The organism is Pseudomonas sp., from assembly GCF_035512415.1.
Taxonomy (GTDB): domain Bacteria; phylum Pseudomonadota; class Gammaproteobacteria; order Pseudomonadales; family Pseudomonadaceae; genus Aquipseudomonas.
The window spans coordinates 250,391-272,989 of the sequence record NZ_DATKDZ010000009.1; the positions used below are offsets into that span (position 1 = coordinate 250,391).

Consider the following 22,599-nt stretch of genomic DNA (forward strand, 5'->3'; position numbering starts at 1 on the left):
ATTCGCGTTAAGGAAAGCAACATGACCACGACCCTCTTCAGCCTGGCCTTCGGCGTTGGCACCCAGAACCGTCAGAACAACTGGCTGGAAGTCTTCTACGCCCAGCCCCTGCTCAACCCAAGCAGCGAAGTGGTCGGCAAGGTGCTGGAAAAACTCAGCTACCAGGGTGGCAACCAGGCCATTGCCATCAACAACAGCCAGGCCGGCGATCTGGCCGAAGCGCTGAAAAATGTTGATGCCGCGCAGTCCGCCCTGCTCACCCGCCTGGCCGAAAGCCAGAAGCCGCTGGTGGTCACCCTGCTCGCCGAAGACGCCCCGCTGACCAGCACACCTGAGGCCTACCTCAAGCTGCACCTGCTGTCGCACCGCCTGGTCAAGCCCCACGGCCTGAACCTCACCGGCATCTTCCCGCTGCTACCGAACGTGGCCTGGACCAGCCAGGGCGCAGTCGATCTCGGCGAGCTGGCCGAGCGTCAACTGGAAGCGCGCCTGAAAGGCGACCTGCTGGAAGTCTTCTCGGTGGACAAGTTCCCCAAGATGACCGACTACGTGGTGCCGAGCGGCGTACGGATCGCCGACAGCGCGCGCGTGCGCCTGGGTGCCTACGTGGGTGAAGGCACTACCGTGATGCACGAAGGCTTCGTCAACTTCAACGCCGGCACCGCAGGCCCGGGCATGATCGAAGGCCGCGTTTCTGCGGGCGTCTTCGTCGGCAAGGGCTCGGACCTGGGCGGCGGCTGCTCGACCATGGGCACCCTGTCCGGCGGCGGCAATATCGTGATTTCCGTCGGCGAAGGCTGCCTGATCGGTGCCAACGCCGGTATCGGCATCCCCCTGGGCGACCGCAACACCGTGGAATCCGGCCTGTATATCACTGCCGGCACCAAGGTGGCGCTGCTGGATGCCGACAACAAGCTGGTCAAGGTGCTGAAGGTCCGCGACCTGGCTGGCCAGCCGGACCTGCTGTTCCGCCGCAACTCGCAAACCGGCGCGGTGGAGTGCAAGACCCACAAGTCGGCGATCGAACTAAATGAAGCCCTGCACGCGCACAACTGATTCCAGGGATGCCCGACGGTAGGGTGCGCCGTGCGCACCGAGCGTTTCACGCTCTTTAGTGCGCATATCGCAGCCTACGTGCTCTTGTAGGATGGGTTAAGCATCGCGATACCCATCACGCTCATTATGGGTATCGCTGCGCTCAACCCATCCTACGGTCTCGATTGCCTGCCCATGCCTATCCACTCCCCCTGGCGCGCTGACTTCCCCGGCATTCGGGCCCTCGAGGCCGAAGGCCAGACCTATCTGGACAGCGCTGCCACCGCGCAAAAACCCCAGGCCATGCTCGATACCCTGCTCGGCTATTACGCCGGTGGCGCAGCCAATGTCCATCGCGCCCAGCATGTACCGGGCGAACGCGCCACCCGCGCATTCGAAGCAACACGCGAGAAGGTCGCGCAGTGGCTGAATGCGCCCGACGCCGAGCAGATCGTCTTTACCCGCAGCGCTACCGAAGCGTTCAACCTGCTGGCCTACGGCCTGGAACAGCGCCTGTATCCCGGTGACGAGATCGTCATCAGCGCCCTGGAACACCACGCCAACCTGTTGCCCTGGCAACAACTGGCGCTGCGTCGTCAGCTCAAGCTGGTGGTGCTGCCGCTCGACAGCCATGGCCTGATCGACCTTACCCACGCCGCGCAACTGATCGGCCCACGCACCCGCCTGCTGGCGGTCAGCCAGCTGTCCAACGTGCTCGGTTGCTGGCAGCCGCTTGAGCAACTGCTCGCGCTGGCACAGGCGCAAGGCGCGCTGACGGTGGTCGATGGCAGCCAGGGCGTGGTGCATGGCCGCCATGATGTGCAGGCCCTGGGCTGCGACTTCTATATCTGCTCCAGCCACAAACTGTACGGCCCGGACGGCGTCGGCCTGCTCTATGGCCGCCCGCAGGCCCTGGAGCAGTTGGCGCACTGGCAGTTTGGCGGCGAGATGCTGTTGCACACCGACTATGCCAGCGCCACCTTTCGCCCCGCGCCACTGGGCTTTGAGGCCGGCACGCCGCCGATTGCCTCGGTGATCGCCCTCGGGGCCAGCCTGGATTATCTGAGCCGCCTCGACGCCAGCGCCGTTAGCGCCCACGAAGCGGCGCTGCATACCGAGCTGATCATAGGGCTGCGGCAGCGCCAGGGCATACGCCTGCTCGGCACGCCCAACGTCGCCCTGGCCAGCTTTGTGGTCGACGGCGTCCATCACTCAGACCTCGCGCACCTGCTGACCGAACAGGGCATCGCCGTGCGCGCCGGCCATCACTGCGCCATGCCGCTGCTGCATGGCCTGGGACTAAGCGGGGCGATTCGCGTATCCCTGGGGCTGTATAACGACTCGGCCGACCTGCAACGCTTTTTCGCCGCCCTGGATCAAGCTCTGGAGCTGCTGCAATGACCCTGCCGGCCAGCGCCCAACAGGCCCTTGAGGCCTTCGGCCAATGCCCCGGCTGGGAACAGCGCGCGCGCCTGCTGATGCAATGGGGCGAACGGCTTGCCCCGCTCAGTGAAGACGAACGCTGCGAAGCCAATCGGGTACAGGGTTGTGAAAGCCAGGTGTGGCTGATCGGCGAACGTGCCGGCCAGCACTGGCAGTTTCGCGCCAGCAGTGATGCACGGCTGTTGCGTGGTCTGCTCGCGCTGCTGCTGACGCGGGTCAATGGCCTGGCACAGGCCGAATTGGCGCAACTGGATCTACCGGACTGGTTTACCCAGCTCGGCCTGGCCCGCCAGCTGTCGCCGTCACGCAGTAATGGCCTGCAGGCCGTACTTATACGTATGCAACAGCTGCTGGATGCCGCCGATCAGGGCGTGACCGACCACTGATCCGCATTGCCGGAGTACAAAGCCTGCTGCAACCGCTCCAGCTCACCGCTCTCGGCCAGGCGGCGCAGGCCGGCGTTGAATACCTCACGCAACTGATCAGCCTTGGCATCGTCTTTGCGAAACAGCAGGTGCAACGGCTCGGTATTCAAAAGCCGCGGATGATGGGTGATTGCCGCCCGCGCCTCAGGGGTAAACATCCGCCGCAGCATGGCGTAGCCCACTGCCCGATCCTGCGGATGAAAATCCACACGCCCCAGTTCCAGCAGGCGAAATCCGGTCTCTTCCTTGCCGCTTTGCTGCACCTGCAATTGCCCGCTCTGCACCGCCGCATCGAACTGCGGACCATAGGAGTAGCCCAGGGTGGTGGCGATGCTGAAAGACTTGAGGTCTTCGATACGCGCCCAGTTCAACTGCTGGTCGGTGCGCTGGAACAACACAATCTCTCCCTGTACCACCGGATCACTGCACTCGCTGATACGCCGCCGCTGGGCGGAGCAGGAATACGGCATCACCGCATCCAGATTGCCGTGCTCGAGCATCAGCAAATTGCGGTCCCAGGGGTAGTAGACGAATTCGACCTGATAACCCGCCGCCTTGAAAATATCGCGCACCAGCCGCGACAAAGCACCGCCATCTTCGCGCTGCTGATCGACATAGGGCACCCAGTCACCGCTGCCAACCCGCACAACCGGGTGAGCATGAGCACTCAGGCAAGCAGAAAGCGCTGCAAGCAGCAGCACAGATCGCGGGATATGACGTAACACATGACGCAGCAGGGACAACACAGCACACCTCAAAAGAGAATCACCAGCACATCCCTGCTGAACATCGACCGCACGCGGTCATTGTTTAAATCTTAGCCAACATCACTATGTGCAGGCTGCCGCTCCGCCGGCCGCCGTGTACCAGCCACCAACTTATCGACAATACGCGCGGCCGCGACCATGCCAAAGGTCGCCGTCACCATCATCACCGCGCCAAAACCGCCGGCGCAGTCGAGTTTGACCCCTTCACCGACAAAGCCCTTGTACTGACACACCGTGCCATCGGGCTTGGGGTAGCGCAGCTGCTCGCTGGAGTACACACAGGGCACGCTGTAATTGCGCCCCGCGGTGCGTGAAAAACCATACTCACGGCGCAGGGTGGAACGCACCTTGGCGGCCAGTGGGTCGTTCCAGGTCTTGTTCAGATCGCCGACCTGAACCTGCGTCGGGTCGATCTGCCCGCCCGCGCCGCCGGTGGTGATCACCTGAATCTTGCGCCGTTTGCACCAGGAAATCAGCGCGGCCTTGGCGTTGACGCTGTCGATGCAGTCGATCACCGCATCCAGTTGTTCGGTGATGTACTCGGCCATGGTTTCACGGGTTACGAAATCCGCCACCGCATGCACCACACAGCCGGGGTTGATGCCACGGATACGCGCCGCCATCACCTCGACCTTGGGCTGGCCGACCGTGCTATCGAGCGCATGCAGCTGGCGATTGCTGTTGCTGACGCAGACATCATCCAGGTCGAACAGAGAGATCTCGCCCACCCCGGAGCGCGCCAGGGCCTCGGCCGCCCAGGAGCCCACGCCGCCGATGCCGACCACCGCAACATGCGCAGCCGCCAGCCGTTCGGCACCTTCGCGGCCATACAGACGGGCGATTCCCGCAAAGCGTTGTTCATCCACAGGCATCTTCTCTCCTCGCTACCCCGCATCCGAGGCGGCGCATTATAGGAAGCCGCAGGCCACGACCCAAGCACTGTCTTGCCTGGCCCATGGCCAGCAGACCAATGGCGGGACCACGGCCGGCGAAACAGCCTGGCGGCGGCCCATTGCGGCCAATTTGCTTTAAGATGGCGACCTTTCCGCCTGATGCCGCCTTGGAGCCGCAATGACCGCCATCGCCCCGACCCTCTCCCCGACCCTGGAGCTTGCCTGCGAGCTGATTCGTCGCCCCTCCGTCACGCCCCTCGACGAAGGTTGTCAGGAGCTGATGACGCGCCGCCTGGCTGCCTGCGGTTTCAACATCGAGCCGATGCGGATCGAGGAAGTGGACAATTTCTGGGCCAGCCACGGCAGCAACGAGGGCCCGGTGCTGTGCTTCGCTGGACACACCGATGTAGTGCCGACCGGCCCGCTGCAAGCCTGGCAGCACCAGCCGTTCGACGCACTGATCGATGAAGACGGTATGCTCTGCGGCCGCGGTGCGGCCGACATGAAAGGCAGCCTGGCGTCGATGATCATCGCCGTTGAGCGCTTTGTCGGCGAATATCCGAACCACAAGGGCCGCATTGCCTTCCTGATCACCAGCGACGAAGAAGGCCCGGCCCACCATGGCACCAAGGCCGTGATCGAACGCCTGGGCGCGCGGCGCGAACGCCTGGACTGGTGCATCGTCGGCGAACCCTCGAGCACCTCGCTGGTCGGCGACGTGGTGAAGAATGGTCGCCGCGGCTCCCTCGGTTGCACCCTCAGCGTGCGCGGCGTTCAGGGCCATGTGGCCTACCCGCATCTGGCCAAGAACCCTATCCACCTGGCCGCACCGGCCCTGAGCGAACTGGCCGCCGAACACTGGGACGATGGCAATACCTTCTTCCCGCCGACCAGCTTCCAGATTTCCAATCTCAACGCTGGCACTGGAGCGACCAACGTCATCCCAGGCGAGCTGAAAGCGGTATTCAACTTCCGCTTCTCCACCGAATCCACGGTCGAAGGCCTGCAGAAGCGCGTCGAAGCCATTCTCGACAAGCACGGCCTGGACTATCACCTGGAGTGGGCGCTGTCCGGCCTGCCCTTCCTCACCGAGCCTGGGGCCCTGCTCGACGCCGTGGCCGCCAGCATCAAGACGGTCACCGGCCGCGACACCCAGCCCTCGACCAGCGGCGGCACCTCCGACGGACGCTTTATCGCCACCCTCGGCGCCCAGGTGGTGGAGCTCGGCCCGGTCAATGCCACCATTCACCAGATCAACGAGCGGGTACTGGCCAGCGACCTGGATGTGCTGACCGAAATCTATTACCAGACCCTGGTCAAACTTCTCGCATGAGCCTCACCTGCCCCATCTGCCAAAGCGCGTTAAGCGTCGTCGACAATAGCGTGGTCTGCCCAGCAGGCCATCGCTTCGACCGCGCGCGCCAGGGCTACCTGAACCTGCTGCCGGTGCAACACAAGAACAGCCGCGACCCTGGCGACAACGCCGCCATGGTCGAAGCGCGTCGGCGTTTTCTCGATGGCGGGCATTATGTGCCGCTGGCAGAGCGCCTGGCTCAGCTCGCGGCCGGCTACCAACCCGCGCGCTGGCTGGATATCGGCTGCGGCGAGGGTTATTACACCGCCAAGCTCGCAGATAGCCTGCCCCAGGCGGACGGCTATGCCTTGGATATTTCCCGCGAAGCGGTCAAGCGGGCCTGCAAGCGCGCGCCACAGCTAAGCTGGCTGGTGGCAAGCATGGCCCGGGTACCGCTGGCGGATGCCAGCTGCCAGCTGCTCGCCAGCGTATTCAGCCCGCTGGATTGGCAGGAAGCCAAGCGCCTGCTCGCCCCCGGCGGCGGCCTGTTGCGTATGGGGCCGACGAGTGAGCATCTGATGGAATTGCGGCAGAAACTCTATGACGAAGTGCGCGACTACGATGATCAGAAGCACCTGGAACTGATCCCCGGAGGCATGCGCCTGGCCCATAGCGAAACCTTGAGTTTCACCCTGCAACTGGACAGCAGCCAGGCCCGCGCCGACCTGCTGGCCATGACCCCGCACGGCTGGCGCGCTAGCGCCGAGAAGCGCGCAGCGGTGATCGCCGAACCCTGTGAAGTGACTGTTGCCATCCGCTACGACTGGATCGAGAGAATATGACCATGCGCCAACCGGATATCGAGATCTACCTGAAAGACGCCGACCACACTGCCATCGGCGAATGGCTGGGCCAGGCCCTGGGCAGCTGCACGCCTTGGCAACAGAAGGGCCAGACCTACAAATGCCAAGCCGGCAACGTACCCGTAACCTGGCTGCCCAAGGCCGTCGGCAAATGGCACAGCCTGTATCTGGAAAGCGACGCTACACCCTGGGCCGACGACCTGGCCTGCGCCCAGGCTGCCTTCGCCGCCCTGAATGTCGAAGTCCGCTGCGCACCCGGCGGCTGGCAGGAAGAAGAAAGCGACGAACAAGCCGACCGCTGGATGCGCATCAGCGCCGATGGGGTAGAAGAAATCACCTGGCGCACGGGCTAACAGCGGCCCCTAAAACAACAAGCCCCGCCTAGGCGCAATGCTGTTCACTTAAGCGGAGCGACATTGCGGGATATCTTCACCGTCTTGGGTCGTGATGGCTTTGAACGGTGGCCCAGAAAGTAGGATGGGTGATAACCCATCAATTGGCTGATGGGTTATCACCCATCCTACGTCCTACACCCGTACGCCGCGTGCACCAGAAATCGCGGCCTCCCCCTAAAACAACAAAACCCCGCCGAGGCGGGGTTTTGCTTTAACCGGGCGCTTACTTCTTGCCCAGTTTCTTCAGCTCTTCGTCACGCAGTTCGCGGCGCAGGATCTTGCCGACGTTGGTGGTCGGCAGCACGTCACGGAACTCCACGGCCTTGGGCACCTTGTAGCCGGTGACGTTGGCGCGCATGTGCTCCATGACCTGCTCTTTGGTCAGGGTTTCACCCGGCTTGACCACCACGAAGATCTTGATCGCTTCGCCCGATTTCTCATCCGGCACACCGATGGCCGCGCACTGCAGCACGCCCGGCAGGGTGGCGAGCACGTCTTCCAGTTCATTGGGGTAGACGTTGAAGCCGGACACCAAAATCATGTCCTTTTTGCGGTCGACAATGCGCATGTAACCGTCTTCCTGGATCACCGCGATGTCGCCGGTCTTCAACCAGCCTTCGGCGTCGAGGATTTCGTCGGTGGCTTCCTGGCGCTGCCAGTAGCCCTTCATCACCTGCGGACCTTTGACGCACAGTTCGCCAATCGCACCCAGCGGCTGCTCGACGCCGTCGTCGTCGATCACCTTGCACTGGGTCGACGGCACTGGAATGCCGATGGTGCCGATCTGGATATTGCTGAACGGGTTGACCGAGGCCACCGGGCTGGTTTCGGTCATGCCGAAGCCTTCGCAGATCGAGCAACCGGTCACCTGCTTCCAGCGCTCGGCAGTAGCCAGTTGCAGCGCCATACCGCCGGAGAAGGTGGCCTTCAGGGTGGAGAAGTCCAGCTTGCGGAAGTCCTCGTTGTTGCACAGGGCAACAAACAGGGTATTGAGGCCGACAAAACCGGTGAACTTGTACTTGGCCAGGTCCTTGGTCATCGCCGGCAGGTCACGCGGGTTGGTGATCAGCACGTTGTGCCCACCAATCAGCATCATTGCCATGCAATGGAAGGTGAAGGCGTAGATGTGGTACAGCGGCAGCGGCGCGATCAGCACTTCGCTGCCTTCGCTCATTTCCGCGCCCATCAGCGCTTTGACCTGGAGCATGTTGGCGATCAGGTTGCGATGGGTCAGCATCGCGCCCTTGGCCACCCCGGTGGTGCCGCCGGTGTATTGCAGCACGGCGATATCACCGCTGCGCGGCGCGGCGTCCTTAACCGCCAGGCCACGGCCCTTGGCCAGGGCGGCATTGAGCTTGATGGACTGCGGCAGGTTGTAGGCCGGCACCATTTTTTTGACGTGCTTGACCACCGTATTGACCAGCAGACGCTTGAGCGGCGAAAGCATGTCGCCGACTTCGGTGATGATGACCGTCTTGATCCCGGTCTTGGGCAATACCTGCTCAGCCAAATGGGCCATATTGGCCAGGCTGACCAGAGCCTTGGCCCCGGAATCGTTGAACTGGTGTTCCATTTCCCGCGCGGTGTACAGCGGGTTGGTGTTGACCACGATCAGGCCGGCGCGCAGGGCACCGAACACCACCACCGGGTATTGCAGAACGTTGGGCAGCTGCACGGCAATGCGGTCGCCGGGCTGCAGATCGGTGTGCTGCTGCAGGTAGGCGGCAAAGGTGCCGGACAACTCATACAGCTCGCCATAGGTCAGGGTCTTGCCCATATTGCTGAAGGCTGGCTTGTCGGCGAAGCGCTGGCAGGACTCTTTCAGTACCACCTGAATATTCGGGTACTGGTCAGGATTGATTTCGGAAGCGATCCCGGCAGGATACTTATCCTTCCAAAAGTTCTCGGTCATGGAAGCCCACTCCTCAGCAACAGCTTGATCTTCGCCGCATACAGGCGGCTGTTTATTGTATGTTTGCCCGCTCTAGCCCACTCCAGGGGGCAAAAAGCCGCCCGAGAGTAGCAGCTTTGCCAGGGAGCGACCAGCACCAGAGACGGGCCGCACGGTCACAAAAAAACCGGATCATTTGATCCGGTCATTTGCCTCGACCTACCGCCAAACGACGGGCCTTAGGCGATATCGCGCAGCTCGCGACGGAGGATCTTGCCCACCGGGGTCATCGGCAGCGCATCGCGGAAAACGATGTGCTTGGGTACCTTATAACCGGTGAAGTTCTCCTTGCAGTAGGCCTTCAGCTCCTCGGCGGTTACCCCGCCCTCACGGGCCACCACGAACAGCTTGACCGCCTCGCCGGATCTCTCGTCCGGCACACCGATGGCGGCGCAGCTGGCCACTTGCGGATGGCCCATGACCACATCCTCGATCTCGTTGGGGTACACGTTAAAGCCGGAGACGATGATCATGTCCTTCTTGCGGTCGACGATGCGCACAAAGCCGTCCGGGTCGATTACCGCCACGTCACCACTCTTGAACCAGCCCTCGACATCCATCACCTCGGCGGTGGCCTCTTCGCGGTTCCAGTAGCCCTTCATCACCTGCGGGCCCTTGATGCACAGCTCGCCGCGCTCGCCCAGCGCCATCTCGTTGCCGTCGTCGTCGATCACCTTGAACGCCGTACCCGGCACCGGAATACCCACAGTGCCCAGGCGTGCCTGGTCGCCATAGGGGTTGGTGCTGGCCACCGGCGAAGTTTCAGTCAGGCCATAGCCTTCCACCACGGCGCAGCCGGTCATGGCCTGCCAGCGCTCGGCCGTAGCCTTGACCAGGGCGGTGCCGCCGGAGTTGGTGACCTTGAGCTTGGAGAAATCCAGGTTGCGGAAATCCGGGTTATCCATCAGCGCGACAAACAGCGTATTGAGGCCCAGCAGCGCGGAGAACTGCCACTTGCCCAGCTCCTTGACGAAGCCCGGGATATCCCGCGGGTTGGTGATCAGCACGTTGTGGTTGCCGTTGACCATCATGCACATGCAGTTCGCGGTAAAGGCATAGATATGGTAGAGCGGCAGCGGCGCGATCATGATCTCCTGGCCCTGTTTCATCAGCGGGCTGCCGTCCGGCCCCAGCTGCGACAGGCAGGCATCGACCTGGAGCATATTGGCCACCAGGTTGCCGTGGGTCAGCATCGCGCCCTTGGCCACCCCGGTGGTACCGCCGGTGTACTGCAGCACGGCGACATCATCCTGGCCGACCTTGACCGGTTTGAGGCCATGCCCCTGGCCCTGCTTGAGCGCGTCCTTGAACGCCACCGCCTGCGGCAGATGGTATTCGGGCACCATCTTCTTGACCTTCTTCACCACGGTGTTGACCAGCCAGCCCTTGAGGCTCGGCAACATGTCACCCATCTTGGCCTCGATCAGGTAGTCGATCTCGGTATCCGGCAGCACGTCCTGCACCAGCTTGCCGAACATGTTCAGGTAGACCAGGGCGCGTACCCCGGCGTCCTTGAACTGGTGACGCATCTCGCGGGCGGTGTACAGCGGATTGGTGTTGACCACGATCAGCCCGGCACGCAGGGCCCCGAACACGGCAATCGGATACTGCAGCACGTTGGGCATCTGCACGGCGATGCGCTCGCCGGGCTGCAGGTCGGTGTGCTTCTGCAGATAGGCGGCAAAGGCCGCGGACTGGCGGTCCAGATCGGCGTATGTCAGGGTCACCCCCAGGTTGCTGAAAGCCGGCCGGTCAGCGAACTTCTTGCACGAGCGCTCGAACACCTCGATCACCGACTTGTAAGCCCCAAGGTCGATGTCATTGGGTACGCCAGCCGGGCGTTTATCGTTCCAGAAATCAGGCTGCATTTATTTTTATCCTCTTGCCCTGAAATGATCCTATCCGCGCAGCGGAGTTGCCTGGAAAGTAACAGCTAAGCTCAGGTGGGCAAATAGTCAGAGCGCGTCATTGACGAGCTGAATCTAGCCGCTCACCCTGAGCGCTATCCGGGCCCCTCGCCCATTACCTTCCCGCACAGGCCCCCAGCCAAGCCGCCATGCCGATTATTCTGTTTGTAGCAGTGTGTCTGCTGTTGTGCGGCAACCCGAGCCATGCGCAACCACTGCGCCTGGCCACCCTGGAATACCCGCCCTACAGCTCCGAACACCTACGTAACGGTGGCAGCATAGTCGAACTAACCCGTCGCGCCTTTGCCGTGCAGGGTTATGCGGCGCAGATCGATTTTCTACCCTGGGCCCGGGCGCGCGCCGCCCTGCGCCAAGGCCACTACCAGGGAGCCCTGGCGCTATGGCCCAGGGAAGTTCAGGAGGAGCGCCTGATCGCCTCCCGGCCGCTGTTCTACAGCGAACTGGGCCTGTTCGTGCGGCGCGGCCACCCGCTGAACATCGACCACCTGGGGCAACTGCGCGGGAAAACCCTGGGCATAGTCCGCGGTTACGGCTACCCCCAGCGCATTCTCGGAGCCGGGATGATTCTGGAAGAGGCGGTGGACGACCTCAGCAACCTGCGCAAACTGCAGGCCGGGCGCTTTGATCAGATACTCCTGGAACGTCGGGTCGGCGAACACCTGGTGGCTCGTGACCCGCGACTGCGGGGGCAGCTGGTGTGGCAAGGCACGGTGCTGGAGCGGATTCCGCTGCTGGTGGGCTTCGCCCCCAGCCGCCCGGGCCAGCCCGACTGGATCAGGATCTACGAACAAGGCCTGCGCGAGCTGCATGCCAGCGGCGAGTACACGCGCATACTGCGCCGGCACAATAACTGACGCGCGCCAGGCTTTGCGGCAGGCCGCGCGCGGTGCACAATGCGCGGCACTTGCACGCTACACAGGCCGTCGAAAGACCCGGGCGCGGCAGGCGAGACAAGGCAAAAATGGCGAAATACCCGGCATGCCCAGCGCATACCGGCAGTCCGAGGCCATTTTTAACGCGGTAACGGCAACACAGGCGGCAGCAACGGCCTGTTAAGGGATTCGCCATGCTCCACGAGACGTTCTGGCTGACCAGCACAGATGCAGCGCCGATTTATGTCAACCGCTGGTACCCCGCCCAACCGCCCAAAGCCGTGCTGATGGTGGCCCACGGCATGGCCGAGCACAGCGGTCGTTATGGGCGTTTTGCCGAGGCGCTGGTGGCAGCGGGTTTCGAAGTCTATGCCCATGACCAGCGCGGCCATGGCAAAACCGCCGAACACGGCCTGCTCGGCCAGTACGCCGAACAGGGCGGCTGGAACCTGGTGGTGGGCGACCTTGCCAGGCTCAACCACCATATCCGCCAGCAACACCCACAAGCACCGATCTTCCTGCTGGGCCACAGCATGGGCAGCTATATCGGCCAGGCTTATCTGATGCAGCATAGTTGCAGCCTGCAGGGGGCGATCCTCTCGGGCTCCAACTACCAGCCGGCGGCGCTGTACCGTCTCGCCGAACTACTGGCCCGCTTCGAGCGCTGGCGGCAAGGCCCCAGCGGACGCAGCGGCCTGCTCGAATTCGCCACCTTCGGCTCGTTCAACAAGCGCTTCAAACCCAACCGCACCGAGTTCGACTGGCTCAGCCGCGACCCGGCCGAAGTCGACAAGTACGTGAGCGACCCGCTCTGCGGCTTTCGCTGCGTCAATCAACTCTGGGTCGACCTGTTCGCCGGCCTGCAACAGATCTCCCCGCTCGACAACCTGGCGCAGATCGACAGCAGCCTGCCCTTGCTGGTGATCGGCGGTGCCTGTGACCCGGTCAGCGACGGCAAACGCCAGGCCGATCTGGCCAACGCCCTACGCGCCGCCGGCAACCCCCATGTGCAATTGCAGCTCTACCCGGATGCCCGTCACGAGGTGCTCAACGAGAGCAACCGCGACGAGGTCACCACCTACATTATCGACTGGTTGCAGCAGGCCCTCGGCCAGCCGCGCCAGTGTCCACAACCGAGCCAAGAGAGTCATCCATGAGCCAAAGCAGCAATACCCCCTACGACGCCCTCGAAGTCGGCCAGACCGCCAGCTACAGCAAGAAGGTCGAAGAACGCGATATCCAGCTGTTCGCCGAAGTATCCGGTGACCACAACCCGGTCCACCTGGACGCCGAATACGCCGCCACCACCATGTTCAAGGAACGCATCGCCCACGGTATGTTCAGCGGTGCCCTGATCAGCGCTGCGGTAGCCTGCGAGCTGCCTGGCCCGGGCACCATCTACCTCGGCCAGAGCATGCGTTTCACCCTACCGGTGAAACTCGGCGACACCCTGACCGTGCGCCTGGAAATCCTGGAAAAGCTGCCGAAATTCCGCGTACGCGTGGCCACCCGTGTATTCAACCAGAACGATGAACTGGTAGTGGACGGCGAAGCGGAAATCCTCGCCCCGCGCAAGGCGCAGACCGTTGAACTGACTCAGCTGCCGCCCATCACCATCGGCTAAACCTCGCTCACGATCGGCTGTGCGTTGCTTTTGCGGCAAGATCGTCAACAGCTTCTAAGCTTGTTAGCCCAAGTCACCGTCGCCGACTGCGGCGGTGCACTTCCCTACTACGTAATCGCGCTGGGCAATCCGTTCCGGCGCACCTGGAGATTTTTATGTCCCTGTCCATGTACCAAGCGTCCATCCCGGTGTTTACCCGCCAGCTCAACAACCTCTCGACCATCCTCGGCATCGCCGCGGCCCATGCCGAAGAGAAGAAGATCGAGCAGAGCGTATTTCTCAACGCCCGCCTGGCACCCGATATGTTCCCGCTAAGCCGCCAGGTGCAGATCGCCTGTGACGGTGCCAAAGCCGGCGCGGCGCTGCTGGCCGAAGTGGAAGCACCGAGCCACGCCGACGACGAAACCAGCTTCGCCGAACTGCAAGCGCGTATCGCCAAGACCCTGAGCTTTCTCACCAGCCTGAATACTGCGCAGATCGACGGCAGCGAAGCCCGCACCATCACCCTCAAGCGCCGCGACAAGGAAACCCACTTCCAGGGCCAGGCCTTCCTGCTCGACCACGTGCTGCCGAACTTCTACTTCCACCTCACCACCGCCTACGCCATCCTGCGCCATAACGGCGTGGCCATTGGTAAGCGTGATTTCCTCGGCACCCGTTAAGTCCGCCTGCTAGGAGCCTGTCGAGCTGTTCCGTAGTAGAAGTCCGACAGGCTTTTAGGCAAATACACTGACCGTCTGCCGACTGATCACACAGGCCCGGCCGTGCCTGTCCCACAGGGTCGCGTCGATATGGCTGTAACCATTGGCCGAGCTTTGGATCGCCGCGCGGTATTGCCACCAGTCATTGCCACTGCAGTCCTGCGGTACCTGCACAACACTCAGGGTCCAGGTCAATGAACTGCCACTGGCGGGTTTCTTCAACAGGCTAAACACCGCCGGTGGCCAGGCGTCCATCAGGGCCAGCAGCGTGGCCGGGCAAACCCTTGCAGGCGAGGCCTCACGCAGACGGATCCAGCCGCCCATGTCGTGCTGCTGCGCCCCCATAAAGGGCATCTTGCCCAAGGTATAGCGATAATCGAAATACTGGGTGAAATCCGGCGTCAGACCGGGAATAAACGGGAAAGCCTGCACCTCATCCGGCCCGATAAAGGCCGGCGCTAGCGCGTGGTCCACCTGCACCGCGGATTCACGATCACTGCCGAAGCTGGTCAGCATCACGGCGCACACCTGCTCCTGCTGAATCGCCGTGGCCTGCACCTGGATCGCCGCCTTGCCCTCGCGTAATAGCCGCACCTGCACCTCCAGCGCCCCAGGTGCCACCGGAGCGACGAAGGAAAGCGACAGCGAACGCAGTGGCCGCTGGGTGCCGAGCTCAACCTCTACCCGCTGCAACATCACGGCAGCCACCAGACCACCAAAGGTGGCTCGCCCCTGCCCCCATTTTTCCGGAATATCCAGGCGCTGCTCGGCGCTATCGCGTACCGCCACCATCACATCGTTGAAATCCATAACAACACCTCCTCTCCATTGTTCAAGTTGCAGCCCTGCCTCAGGCAAGCTGCTGGCCGCCCAACTGCTCATCGAGAAAGCCGATCACCCGTTGCGCATAGGCCTCGGGCTCGGCAGCGTAGGCCTGGGTGTGCTGCGCCTGCGGCACCTGCCAGAAGTGGGTCGAGGTCCGCTGGCGCAGGGCCTGCCAGAGCATCTGGCCGTCACGTACCGGGGTAAAGACATCGGCCTCGCCATAGATCAGCAGCAGCGCCGGGCTACCGCGCAGATGTTCGGCGGCATGCAGGGGGCGCAAGCGCCGCTCGCCGGCGGGGTAGACCAGTTTGGACAGCTGGATGCCCAGGCGGGGAATGGGGTAGCGCGACCAGAAGTGCAGCAACGTCGGAAAAGCAGCCTCCAGCACCGCCGCCTTGAACGGATGGGCCGCATCGGTCATGGCGCACAGGCTCATGGCCGCGCCCATGGACGCCCCCAGCACGGCCACCGGCAGCTGCGGATATTCGGCCTGCAGGGCCTGCCCGGCGGCGAGCACATCCAGATGAAAATCCATGGTGCTGGAGCTGCTTTCGCCGAAGCCGTTCAGGTCAAACAGCATCACGTGATAGCCGGCCTGACGCAGCAGCTCGGCATGGCCGTACTTGATCCAAAACCCCTTGGCCACCACCCCCATGGGATGGCACATCAGCACCGCGCCCTTGGCCTGCCCACCATGGGCCGGTGCCAGCAATGCGGCAAGGCTCGCGCCGGATTCACTGCAAATACGCAAGGTTCGCCATTGACTCGGCTCGGCCTCTGCCGGCCAGCGCCAGGGACGCACAAAACGGCCGAAGAAAGGTTTCTTGAACAACCGGTATGCCGCGTGCTTCATGCGGGTAACTCCCTTGAATTATTTGCTATCGTGCCGGGTCAACCCAGGCTACCCAGCCGCACGGGCGGCCACCATGGCGATAAATGACAAATAACATGCGAGTTTTCGCGCCGTGAAAAACACCTGGAACTGTTGAAATGAATGTCACTCTGCTTATGGCCAACCAGTGCTCATCCACCAGCGTGGCGGCGGCCCTGGAGTTTTTCGAGACGGCCAATGTGCTGCAGCATTACGCGCTGGATAAGCAGGCCCGCCAGCAGGCCAGCAATGCGCCGCTATTTCGTCTGCACACGGCATCGATGGACGGCCAGCCCGTAGCCTGTACCGGCGGCCTACGCCTGACCCCGGATATGGCCGTCGCGGAGCTGCCCCAGAGCGAGCTGATTGTCGTGCCGGGCTTTATGTTCAATATCCTCGGCGTGCTGCCCCAGTTGAGCGGCATGATCGACTGGTTGCGCCAGCAGCATCAGCAGGGCAGCTATATCGCCAGCCTGTGCACCGGGGCCTTTGTCACGGCCCAGGCCGGCCTGCTCGACGGTCGCAGTGCCACCACCCACTGGGCCTTTAGCGAACAGTTCGCCAGGCGCTTTCCCCATGTCAGGCTGCACCCCGAACGCACCGTGACCGATGACGGCCAACTGCTGTGCTCGGGCGGATCCACCAGCAGCAGCGACCTGTTGCTGCACCTGATCCGCAAGTTCGCCTCACCGCAACTGGCCGCCGAATGCGCCAAGAAACTGCTGGTGGATGCGGTCGCCCGTAGCCAGACGCCCTACGCCAGCACCACCTTCAAGAAGAACCATACCGACGCCGAGATTCTCAGGATTCAGATCTGGCTGGAAAGCCACCTGAGCAGCCCTATCCTGCTGGAGCAGGTGGCCGAAGGCTTTGGCCTGAGCCTGCGCAATCTGATCCGCCGCTTCAAGGACGCCACCGAGCAGACACCCATGCAATACCTGCAGGAGCTGCGCATCGAAAAAGCCAAGCTGTTGCTGGAAAGCAGCCAGGCCGCCTTCGACCAGATCACCCTGCAGGTGGGTTACGAGGACGGCAACTCCTTCCGCCGCCTGTTCAAGCAAAGAGTCGGCTTAGCCCCGAGTGCTTATCGCAAACGCTTCGCCAGCCAACGCCAGTGACCCAACCTTCCAGCCGTTACAACCGTGCCCAGCCAAGTTCACCCCGATGAGCCCGCAGGTGCGGCAGTACCGCCGCCAGCAGAGGTTCCTTGAACGCCTCCTGAAACCGGTGGGCCAGGCCCGGGATCAGCTTCAGCTCGCTGCCCTTGATATGCGCCGCCACATGCACGCCGTGCATCACTGGCAGCAGCGGGTCGGCGGTGCCGTGCACCACCAGGGTCGGTACGCTCAGGCCATTGAGCAGTTCGACCCGGCTCGCCTCGGCCAGAATCGCCAGCAATTGCCGCTGCACGCCCTCCGGGTTGAAGGCCCGGTCGTAGGCGATCTGCGCCTGTTCCAGCAGCAGTTCGCGGTCGTCGCTTACCGCCGGGCTGCCCAGGGCTGCCAGCAGGTCTGCCTGCTGTTCCAGGGCAAGCGCGCGATTGGATGCCTCGCGTTTGGCCAGCAGTGTCAGCAGGGACGCGCTGGGAGCCGGCAGGCCCTGGGCACCGGAACTGGTCATGATCAGGGTCAGACTCTGCACCCGCTCCGGGGCCATGTCGGCCAGGTGCTGGGCAATCATTCCGCCCATGCTCGCGCCCAGCACATGGAAACGCCGGATGCCCAGGCCATCCATCAGCCCCAGGGCATCACCGGCCATATCGCGCAGGCTGTAAGGAGCGGCAACCGACAGCCCGAGGCGATAACGCAGCGCTTCATAGGTCAGGTTGATCGAGGGTGCCGCCTGGCTCCAGCTGCTCAGGCCGACATCGCGGTTATCGAAGCGGATCACCCGGAAGCCTTGCTGGCACAGACGCGCCACCACCTCATCCGGCCAGTGGATCAGCTGGCCGCCCAGGCCCATAACCAGCAGCAGCGCCGGGTCACGTTCGCGGCCGATGGCCTGGTAGGCCAGGCTCACCTCACCCAGCGCAACATGCTGGGTTGGCTGCTGAAGATCGCAACGATTAGCCGCAAAGGAAGGCAGGCCGCACAGCAGTGCAGCCAGGAAAATAAGAACACGCATGCAAACACCAGAACGCAGAACCCCATTGAGACGCGAGTTTGCTGACATTCGCTCGAGCGCGCTGCCACACAAGCGTGACAGTTTGATGAATAGGGACGAGCGGTCTCCCTTGAGCCACAAGAGGTCCACTTAAAACGGCGGCCGAAGCCCCGCCCAGAGCCGATCAGGACCGTGGGAGGGGTTTTAGCCGCGACAGAGCGTCGATCAGGCCAGCTCGGTGCGCAGCTGGCGGGCGGCGGCGACCATATTGACCAGCGCCGCTTCGGTCTCGGGCCAGGCGCGGGTTTTCAGGCCGCAGTCGGGGTTGACCCACAGACGTTCGGCGGGAATGCGCCGGGCCGCCTTGCGCAGCAGCCCCGCCATCTCGGCGCTGTCCGGCACCCGTGGCGAGTGGATGTCGTAGACCCCCGGACCGATATCGTTGGGGTAATCGAACGCCTCGAACGCCTGCAGCAGCTCCATATCCGAACGCGAGGTTTCGATGGTGATCACATCGGCGTCCATGGCGGCGATGGACTCGATCACGTCGTTGAATTCGCTGTAGCACATATGGGTGTGGATCTGGGTTTCGTCGCGCACACCCGAGGCGCACAGGCGGAAGGACTCGGTGGCCCAATCCAGATAACCCTGCCATTGCGCGCGGCGCAGCGGCAGGCCCTCGCGGAACGCCGCCTCGTCGATCTGCACAATCTTGATCCCGACCGCCTCCAGGTCCATCACCTCATCGCGGATGGCCAGGGCCAGTTGGCGCGCCTGCACCTCGCGGCTGACATCCTCGCGCGGGAAGGACCACATCAGCATGGTCACCGGGCCCGTGAGCATGCCCTTCATCACCTTGCGAGTGAGACTCTGGGCGTACTTGATCCACTCCACCGTCATGGCCTTGGGCCGGCTCAGATCGCCATAGATCAGCGCCGGTTTGACACAGCGCGAGCCATAGCTCTGCACCCAGCCGAATCGGGTAAAGGAGTAGCCGTCCAGTTGCTCGGCGAAGTACTCGACCATGTCATTGCGCTCGGCCTCACCGTGCACCAGCACATCCAGGCCGAGGTTTTCCTGCACCTCGACGGCGTGGCGAATCTCGCTGTGCATGGCCTCGGTGTAGTCACCCAGCGACAGTTTGCCGGCCTTGAACGACTGGCGCGCCAGCCGGATCGAGGCGGTCTGCGGGAACGAGCCGATGGTGGTGGTCGGGAACGCCGGCAACTGCAGGCGTGAACGTTGCTGTTCGATGCGCGTGGCAAACGGCGACTGGCGCTGGCTGTCGGCGGCGCTAATGGCCGCCAGACGCGCCTGCACGGCCGGTTTGTGGATGCGTGGCGATTGCGCGCGACTGGCCTGCACGGCGCGGCTTTCCGCCAGCGCGGTCTGCACCTGGACGTTGTGCGGGTCATTCAGGGCCGTCGTCAGCAACGCGACTTCCTCGCACTTCTGCACGGCGAAGGCCAGCCAGCTTTTCAGCTCGCTATCCAGCTTGTCTTCACGGTTCAGATCCACCGGGCTGTGCAGCAGCGAGCAGCTCGGTGCCACCCACAAACGTTCGCCCAGCCGTTCCTGGGCTTGTTGCAGGATATCCAGGGCCTGGTGCAGATCGGTGCGCCAGATGTTGCGGCCGTTAACCACGCCCAGCGACAGCACCTTGTAGGCCGGTAAACGATCGAGAATGCTCGGGAACTGCTCCGGGGCGCGCACCAGGTCGATATGCAGGCCATCCACCGGCAGGCTGGCGGCCAGACCGAGGTTGTCTTCAAGGCCGGCGAAATAGGTGGCGATCAGCTTCTTGCCCGGCTCACGCTGGAGCAGGTTGTAGGCGCGCTCGAAGGCATTTTTCCAGTCTTGCGGCAAATCCAGCACCAGAATCGGCTCATCGATCTGCACCCACTCCACGCCCTGAGCGGCCAGGCGCTGGAGGATTTCGCCGTAGACCGGCAGCAGCCGCTCCAGCAGTTCAAGCCGGTCAAAATCGCTGCCCTTGGCCTTGCCCAGCCACAGATAGGTCAGTGGGCCGATCAGCACCGGTTTGACCTTGTGGCCGAGGGCCTGGGCTTCCTCTACCTCGTCAAACAATTGCTCCCAATTCAGCTGGAACTGCTGATCGGCGGTGAATTCCGGCACCAGGTAGTGGTAGTTGGTATCAAACCACTTGGTCATCTCTTGGGCGTGGGCACCACCGCAACAGGCGTTCTGGCTGCTCTTGTTTCCAACGGCACCGCGCGCCATGCCAAACAGGGTATCCAGGGTCGGTTTGCCGTCTGCCGGGCGGAAGCGCTCGGGGATCACGCCGAAGGTCAGCGAATGGCTCAGCACCTGGTCGTACCAGGCGAAATCACCGACCGGCAGCAATTCGATACCGGCGTCCTTCTGCAGCTGCCAGTGAGTGGCGCGCAACTCGCGGCCGACCGCCTGCAGGCCGGTTTCGTCCAGTTCGCCCTTCCAGTGGGCCTCCAGGGCTTTTTTCAATTCGCGGTCGCCGCCAATACGGGGAAAACCAAGGGAATGGGCCAGGGCCATGTCGTAACGCTCCATAGATCAACAAGATAGGGGACATTCTCAACAAACCCGCATAGTGAGACAAACTCAACATATTCGTCTTGATCTATAGTTTTACTCATGTAGGGTGGATGACGCTTTCTTCATCCACCGTTCGGAATCACGTCGCCCCTGTGGTGGATGGGTGAAGCGTCATCCACCCTACGCCCCTCTTCCTCGCCGAGGCCCGCCATGCTCGAACTACGCCACCTGAAAACCCTCCACGCCCTGCGCGAAAGCGAAAGCCTGGTGGACGCCGCCGAGCGTCTGCACCTGACCCAGTCAGCGCTGTCGCACCAGTTCAAGGAACTGGAGGAGCGCTTAGGCATGCAGCTGTTTGTGCGCAAGACCAAGCCGGTGCGCTTTACCAGCGCCGGCCTGCGTCTGCTGCAACTGAGCGATGCGGTATTGCCGCTGCTACGCGGGGCCGAGCGCGATCTGGCGCGCCTGGCCGGTGGCACTGCCGGCCGCCTGCATATGGCCATCGAGTGCCACAGCTGCTTCCAGTGGCTGATGCCGACCATCGACCAGTTCCGCGACGCTTGGCCGGAGGTGGAGCTGGACCTGGCCTCGGGCTTCTCCTTCGCCCCGCTGCCGGCCCTGGCCAGGGGGGATCTGGACCTGGTGGTGACCTCAGATCCGCTGGAGCTGGCCGGCATCACCTATGTACCGCTGTTCACCTACGAGGCCATGCTCGCGGTGGCCAACCAGCATCCGCTGGCCGCCAAGCCCTTTATCCAGCCCGAAGACCTGGCCAGCGAGACGCTGATCACCTACCCGGTGGAGCGCGACCGCCTGGATATCTTCACCCGCTTCCTCGAACCGGCGGACGTGGAGCCAGCCCAGGTGCGCACCTCGGAACTGACGGTGATGATGATGCAGCTGGTAGCCAGCGGCCGCGGCGTCTGCGGCCTGCCCAACTGGGCGCTGCACGAATACAGCTCGCGCGGCTACGTCACGGCCAAGCGCCTGGGCGACAAGGGCCTGTTCGCCACCCTGTATGCAGGCATCCGCACCGATATGCTCGATGCGCCCTTTATGCGCGACTTTCTGCTCACCGCCAAGGACACCTCCTTCGCCAATCTGGAAGGGGTCAGCGTGGCGCGCTAGATGCGCCGCCGTGCATTTTGGCCTATGTCCCGAGCAAAGATCGCGGTTACCCCGGTGCGCATGGCGCACCCTACGGCAGGCAACCCCCACGGCCCGAATGCCGGCGCGCCCAGGGTAAATATGCTCGCTACAGCCATGATCTGGATCAATTGCACCTGAGCGCTGCTGCGCTTTAATCAAAACGACGACACCCCATAGACGCGGAAACCGAACCCCATGATCCAGGCGATGCACAGCCGCCATAGAGCATTCAGCAGAAATCTGCTGGCGCTCTGGTGTGTGCTGCTTATCGCCTGCGCCTTCGCCCATATTCAGATCACCAGCGCCCACGCCCACGACGCCGCCGAGATCGCCATATACAGCGGCCATGAGCATGCCAGCCATGACACAGGTACAGCCGATAGCTGCAGCGCCTTGCAGAACGCGCCGTTCAACCAGCAACTGCTCACGCTGCTGGCCTTGACCGCCCTGTTCGCCCTGGCTGGTAACCTTGGCTTGCTCAACGACCTGCAGCGGCGCAGCGGCCGCTTACTGCTCATACCCTTATTCAGCCCCGGCCTACCCGCGCCCATTCGCAAGCAGCTGCATCGCTATAACGAATAGCGCCACTCTCCCCCGCTAAAACCCGCAGCCGCGCTGCGCCGGCCCACGCCGTGCATAGCGCTGCGCCCCTCGGTTTTTTGGAGAGTGCCAACATGCCCCATGACTCGCATCGCGCCCATGCCGCCAACAACCCCTGGCGCTACTGGCCTGCACTGGTGGTTTTCGCCGCCGTCGCCCTGTTCCTCCTCTGGGAAGAGCACGAGGCCCATCTGCTCGGTGCCCTGCCCTATCTGATCCTGCTGCTCTGCCCGCTGATGCATCTGTTTATGCATCACGGCCATGGCCGGGATCATGGCCGGGATAAAGAAGGCCCGCACGACCACCACTGATCAGGAGGCAACAGCAT

General features: G+C 63.1%; 22 protein-coding genes. 14 read left to right on the forward strand and 8 right to left on the reverse strand.

The annotated features are described in order from the left end of the window. Positions 1-21 precede the first annotated feature (21 nt). From dapD to VMP31_RS04675, 3 genes are all read left to right on the forward strand, one after another. Positions 22-1,056, forward strand: coding sequence for a 2,3,4,5-tetrahydropyridine-2,6-dicarboxylate N-succinyltransferase (dapD, locus tag VMP31_RS04665; protein WP_325504565.1), 1,035 nt, complete (start codon positions 22-24; stop codon positions 1,054-1,056). A 174-nt stretch (positions 1,057-1,230) separates the two neighbouring features. Next, positions 1,231-2,436, forward strand: coding sequence for a cysteine desulfurase (locus VMP31_RS04670; RefSeq protein WP_325504567.1), 1,206 nt, complete (start codon positions 1,231-1,233; stop codon positions 2,434-2,436). Continuing rightward, positions 2,433-2,864: a SufE family protein gene (locus VMP31_RS04675; protein WP_325504569.1), complete on the forward strand. Its 432-nt coding sequence runs from the start codon at positions 2,433-2,435 to the stop codon at positions 2,862-2,864. Before VMP31_RS04670 ends, VMP31_RS04675 begins: the two co-directional genes overlap by 4 nt. On the opposite strand, the gene VMP31_RS04680 is transcribed toward VMP31_RS04675, so the two are convergent. Together VMP31_RS04680 and tcdA are read right to left on the reverse strand one after the other, a co-directional pair. Beyond that, on the reverse strand, positions 2,843-3,646 hold the full coding sequence (locus VMP31_RS04680; RefSeq protein ID WP_325504570.1) for a substrate-binding periplasmic protein: 804 nt from the start codon (positions 3,644-3,646) through the stop codon (positions 2,843-2,845). The two genes, VMP31_RS04675 and VMP31_RS04680, sit on opposite strands and share 22 nt — an antisense overlap. Before the next feature lie 74 nt (positions 3,647-3,720). Then, positions 3,721-4,542: a tRNA cyclic N6-threonylcarbamoyladenosine(37) synthase TcdA gene (gene tcdA, locus VMP31_RS04685; protein WP_325504572.1), complete on the reverse strand. Its 822-nt coding sequence runs from the start codon at positions 4,540-4,542 to the stop codon at positions 3,721-3,723. Positions 4,543-4,741: 199 nt separating this feature from the next. Between tcdA and dapE the strand changes: the two genes are divergently transcribed. Genes dapE through VMP31_RS04700 form a run of 3 tightly spaced genes read left to right on the forward strand, consistent with a single transcriptional unit; the run spans position 4,742 to position 7,073 of the window. Then, positions 4,742-5,896 carry a succinyl-diaminopimelate desuccinylase gene (dapE, locus tag VMP31_RS04690; RefSeq protein ID WP_325504574.1) on the forward strand — a complete coding sequence of 385 codons (1,155 nt, stop codon included), beginning with the start codon at positions 4,742-4,744 and terminating at the stop codon, positions 5,894-5,896. After that, the gene (locus tag VMP31_RS04695) at positions 5,893-6,699 is read left to right on the forward strand and encodes a putative RNA methyltransferase (protein WP_325504576.1); all 807 of its coding nucleotides are present in this window, start codon (positions 5,893-5,895) and stop codon (positions 6,697-6,699) included. The genes dapE and VMP31_RS04695 overlap by 4 nt, the downstream gene beginning before the upstream one ends. Before the next feature lie 2 nt (positions 6,700-6,701). Next, positions 6,702-7,073 carry a hypothetical protein gene (locus VMP31_RS04700; RefSeq protein WP_325504766.1) on the forward strand — a complete coding sequence of 124 codons (372 nt, stop codon included), beginning with the start codon at positions 6,702-6,704 and terminating at the stop codon, positions 7,071-7,073. A gap of 265 nt (positions 7,074-7,338) precedes the next feature. On the opposite strand, the gene fadD1 is transcribed toward VMP31_RS04700, so the two are convergent. Both fadD1 and fadD2 read right to left on the reverse strand, forming a co-directional pair. After that, positions 7,339-9,027, reverse strand: a complete 1,689-nt coding sequence (gene fadD1, locus VMP31_RS04705; protein ID WP_325504578.1) for a long-chain-fatty-acid--CoA ligase FadD1 — start codon at positions 9,025-9,027, stop codon at positions 7,339-7,341. Positions 9,028-9,245: 218 nt separating this feature from the next. Further along, complete coding sequence (fadD2, locus tag VMP31_RS04710) at positions 9,246-10,934, reverse strand: long-chain-fatty-acid--CoA ligase FadD2 (RefSeq protein ID WP_325504580.1); 1,689 nt, start codon at positions 10,932-10,934, stop codon at positions 9,246-9,248. Positions 10,935-11,122: 188 nt separating this feature from the next. Between fadD2 and VMP31_RS04715 the strand changes: the two genes are divergently transcribed. The 4 genes from VMP31_RS04715 to VMP31_RS04730 all read left to right on the forward strand — a co-directional run bounded on the left by VMP31_RS04715 (position 11,123) and on the right by VMP31_RS04730 (position 14,152). Continuing rightward, positions 11,123-11,848, forward strand: coding sequence for a substrate-binding periplasmic protein (locus VMP31_RS04715; protein ID WP_325504582.1), 726 nt, complete (start codon positions 11,123-11,125; stop codon positions 11,846-11,848). A gap of 212 nt (positions 11,849-12,060) precedes the next feature. Then, entirely contained in the window at positions 12,061-13,023 is a 963-nt protein-coding gene (locus VMP31_RS04720; protein ID WP_325504584.1) for an alpha/beta hydrolase, read from the forward strand. Then, positions 13,020-13,490: a MaoC family dehydratase gene (locus tag VMP31_RS04725; protein WP_325504586.1), complete on the forward strand. Its 471-nt coding sequence runs from the start codon at positions 13,020-13,022 to the stop codon at positions 13,488-13,490. Before VMP31_RS04720 ends, VMP31_RS04725 begins: the two co-directional genes overlap by 4 nt. Positions 13,491-13,645: 155 nt before the next feature. Beyond that, the gene (locus VMP31_RS04730) at positions 13,646-14,152 is read left to right on the forward strand and encodes a DUF1993 domain-containing protein (RefSeq protein WP_325504588.1); all 507 of its coding nucleotides are present in this window, start codon (positions 13,646-13,648) and stop codon (positions 14,150-14,152) included. Positions 14,153-14,206: 54 nt separating this feature from the next. Here the strand turns inward: VMP31_RS04730 and VMP31_RS04735 are convergent, their stop codons facing one another. Further along, the gene (locus tag VMP31_RS04735; RefSeq protein ID WP_325504590.1) at positions 14,207-15,001 is read right to left on the reverse strand and encodes a thioesterase family protein; all 795 of its coding nucleotides are present in this window, start codon (positions 14,999-15,001) and stop codon (positions 14,207-14,209) included. Between the two features lie 40 nt (positions 15,002-15,041). Further along, on the reverse strand, positions 15,042-15,869 hold the full coding sequence (locus tag VMP31_RS04740) for an alpha/beta hydrolase family protein (protein ID WP_325504592.1): 828 nt from the start codon (positions 15,867-15,869) through the stop codon (positions 15,042-15,044). 137 nt (positions 15,870-16,006) lie between these two features. Between VMP31_RS04740 and VMP31_RS04745 the strand changes: the two genes are divergently transcribed. Beyond that, the gene (locus VMP31_RS04745) at positions 16,007-17,005 is read left to right on the forward strand and encodes a GlxA family transcriptional regulator (protein WP_325504594.1); all 999 of its coding nucleotides are present in this window, start codon (positions 16,007-16,009) and stop codon (positions 17,003-17,005) included. Positions 17,006-17,021: 16 nt separating this feature from the next. On the opposite strand, the gene VMP31_RS04750 is transcribed toward VMP31_RS04745, so the two are convergent. After that, positions 17,022-18,011 (reverse strand): alpha/beta hydrolase, encoded by a 990-nt coding sequence (locus tag VMP31_RS04750; protein ID WP_325504596.1) that lies wholly within the window; start codon positions 18,009-18,011, stop codon positions 17,022-17,024. 204 nt (positions 18,012-18,215) lie between these two features. Further along, a complete protein-coding gene (gene metE / locus VMP31_RS04755) occupies positions 18,216-20,522 on the reverse strand; it encodes a 5-methyltetrahydropteroyltriglutamate--homocysteine S-methyltransferase (RefSeq protein WP_325504598.1) in 2,307 nt (768 codons plus the stop codon). A 210-nt stretch (positions 20,523-20,732) separates the two neighbouring features. Between metE and metR the strand changes: the two genes are divergently transcribed. From metR to VMP31_RS04770, 3 genes are all read left to right on the forward strand, one after another. After that, positions 20,733-21,650, forward strand: a complete 918-nt coding sequence (gene metR / locus VMP31_RS04760) for a transcriptional regulator MetR (protein WP_325504601.1) — start codon at positions 20,733-20,735, stop codon at positions 21,648-21,650. Positions 21,651-21,866: 216 nt separating this feature from the next. Further along, positions 21,867-22,253: a hypothetical protein gene (locus VMP31_RS04765; RefSeq protein ID WP_325504602.1), complete on the forward strand. Its 387-nt coding sequence runs from the start codon at positions 21,867-21,869 to the stop codon at positions 22,251-22,253. Positions 22,254-22,345: 92 nt separating this feature from the next. After that, entirely contained in the window at positions 22,346-22,582 is a 237-nt protein-coding gene (locus VMP31_RS04770; RefSeq protein ID WP_325504604.1) for a DUF2933 domain-containing protein, read from the forward strand. Positions 22,583-22,599: the final 17 nt, after the last annotated feature.

Excerpts from the sequence above, each read along its gene's own strand:
- dapD (WP_325504565.1), top strand. The coding sequence starts at position 22 with ATGACCACGACCCTCTTCAGCCTGGCCTTCGGCGTTGGCACCCAGAAC.
- VMP31_RS04670 (WP_325504567.1), top strand. The coding sequence starts at position 1,231 with ATGCCTATCCACTCCCCCTGGCGCGCTGACTTCCCCGGCATTCGGGCC.
- VMP31_RS04675 (WP_325504569.1), top strand. The coding sequence starts at position 2,433 with ATGACCCTGCCGGCCAGCGCCCAACAGGCCCTTGAGGCCTTCGGCCAA.
- tcdA (WP_325504572.1), bottom strand. The coding sequence starts at position 4,542 with ATGCCTGTGGATGAACAACGCTTTGCGGGAATCGCCCGTCTGTATGGC.
- dapE (WP_325504574.1), top strand. The coding sequence starts at position 4,742 with ATGACCGCCATCGCCCCGACCCTCTCCCCGACCCTGGAGCTTGCCTGC.
- VMP31_RS04695 (WP_325504576.1), top strand. The coding sequence starts at position 5,893 with ATGAGCCTCACCTGCCCCATCTGCCAAAGCGCGTTAAGCGTCGTCGAC.
- VMP31_RS04700 (WP_325504766.1), top strand. The coding sequence starts at position 6,702 with ATGCGCCAACCGGATATCGAGATCTACCTGAAAGACGCCGACCACACT.
- fadD1 (WP_325504578.1), bottom strand. The coding sequence starts at position 9,027 with ATGACCGAGAACTTTTGGAAGGATAAGTATCCTGCCGGGATCGCTTCC.
- fadD2 (WP_325504580.1), bottom strand. The coding sequence starts at position 10,934 with ATGCAGCCTGATTTCTGGAACGATAAACGCCCGGCTGGCGTACCCAAT.
- VMP31_RS04715 (WP_325504582.1), top strand. The coding sequence starts at position 11,123 with ATGCCGATTATTCTGTTTGTAGCAGTGTGTCTGCTGTTGTGCGGCAAC.
- VMP31_RS04720 (WP_325504584.1), top strand. The coding sequence starts at position 12,061 with ATGCTCCACGAGACGTTCTGGCTGACCAGCACAGATGCAGCGCCGATT.
- VMP31_RS04725 (WP_325504586.1), top strand. The coding sequence starts at position 13,020 with ATGAGCCAAAGCAGCAATACCCCCTACGACGCCCTCGAAGTCGGCCAG.
- VMP31_RS04730 (WP_325504588.1), top strand. The coding sequence starts at position 13,646 with ATGTCCCTGTCCATGTACCAAGCGTCCATCCCGGTGTTTACCCGCCAG.
- VMP31_RS04735 (WP_325504590.1), bottom strand. The coding sequence starts at position 15,001 with ATGGATTTCAACGATGTGATGGTGGCGGTACGCGATAGCGCCGAGCAG.
- VMP31_RS04740 (WP_325504592.1), bottom strand. The coding sequence starts at position 15,869 with ATGAAGCACGCGGCATACCGGTTGTTCAAGAAACCTTTCTTCGGCCGT.
- VMP31_RS04745 (WP_325504594.1), top strand. The coding sequence starts at position 16,007 with ATGAATGTCACTCTGCTTATGGCCAACCAGTGCTCATCCACCAGCGTG.
- VMP31_RS04750 (WP_325504596.1), bottom strand. The coding sequence starts at position 18,011 with ATGCGTGTTCTTATTTTCCTGGCTGCACTGCTGTGCGGCCTGCCTTCC.
- metE (WP_325504598.1), bottom strand. The coding sequence starts at position 20,522 with ATGGCCCTGGCCCATTCCCTTGGTTTTCCCCGTATTGGCGGCGACCGC.
- metR (WP_325504601.1), top strand. The coding sequence starts at position 20,733 with ATGCTCGAACTACGCCACCTGAAAACCCTCCACGCCCTGCGCGAAAGC.
- VMP31_RS04765 (WP_325504602.1), top strand. The coding sequence starts at position 21,867 with ATGATCCAGGCGATGCACAGCCGCCATAGAGCATTCAGCAGAAATCTG.
- VMP31_RS04770 (WP_325504604.1), top strand. The coding sequence starts at position 22,346 with ATGCCCCATGACTCGCATCGCGCCCATGCCGCCAACAACCCCTGGCGC.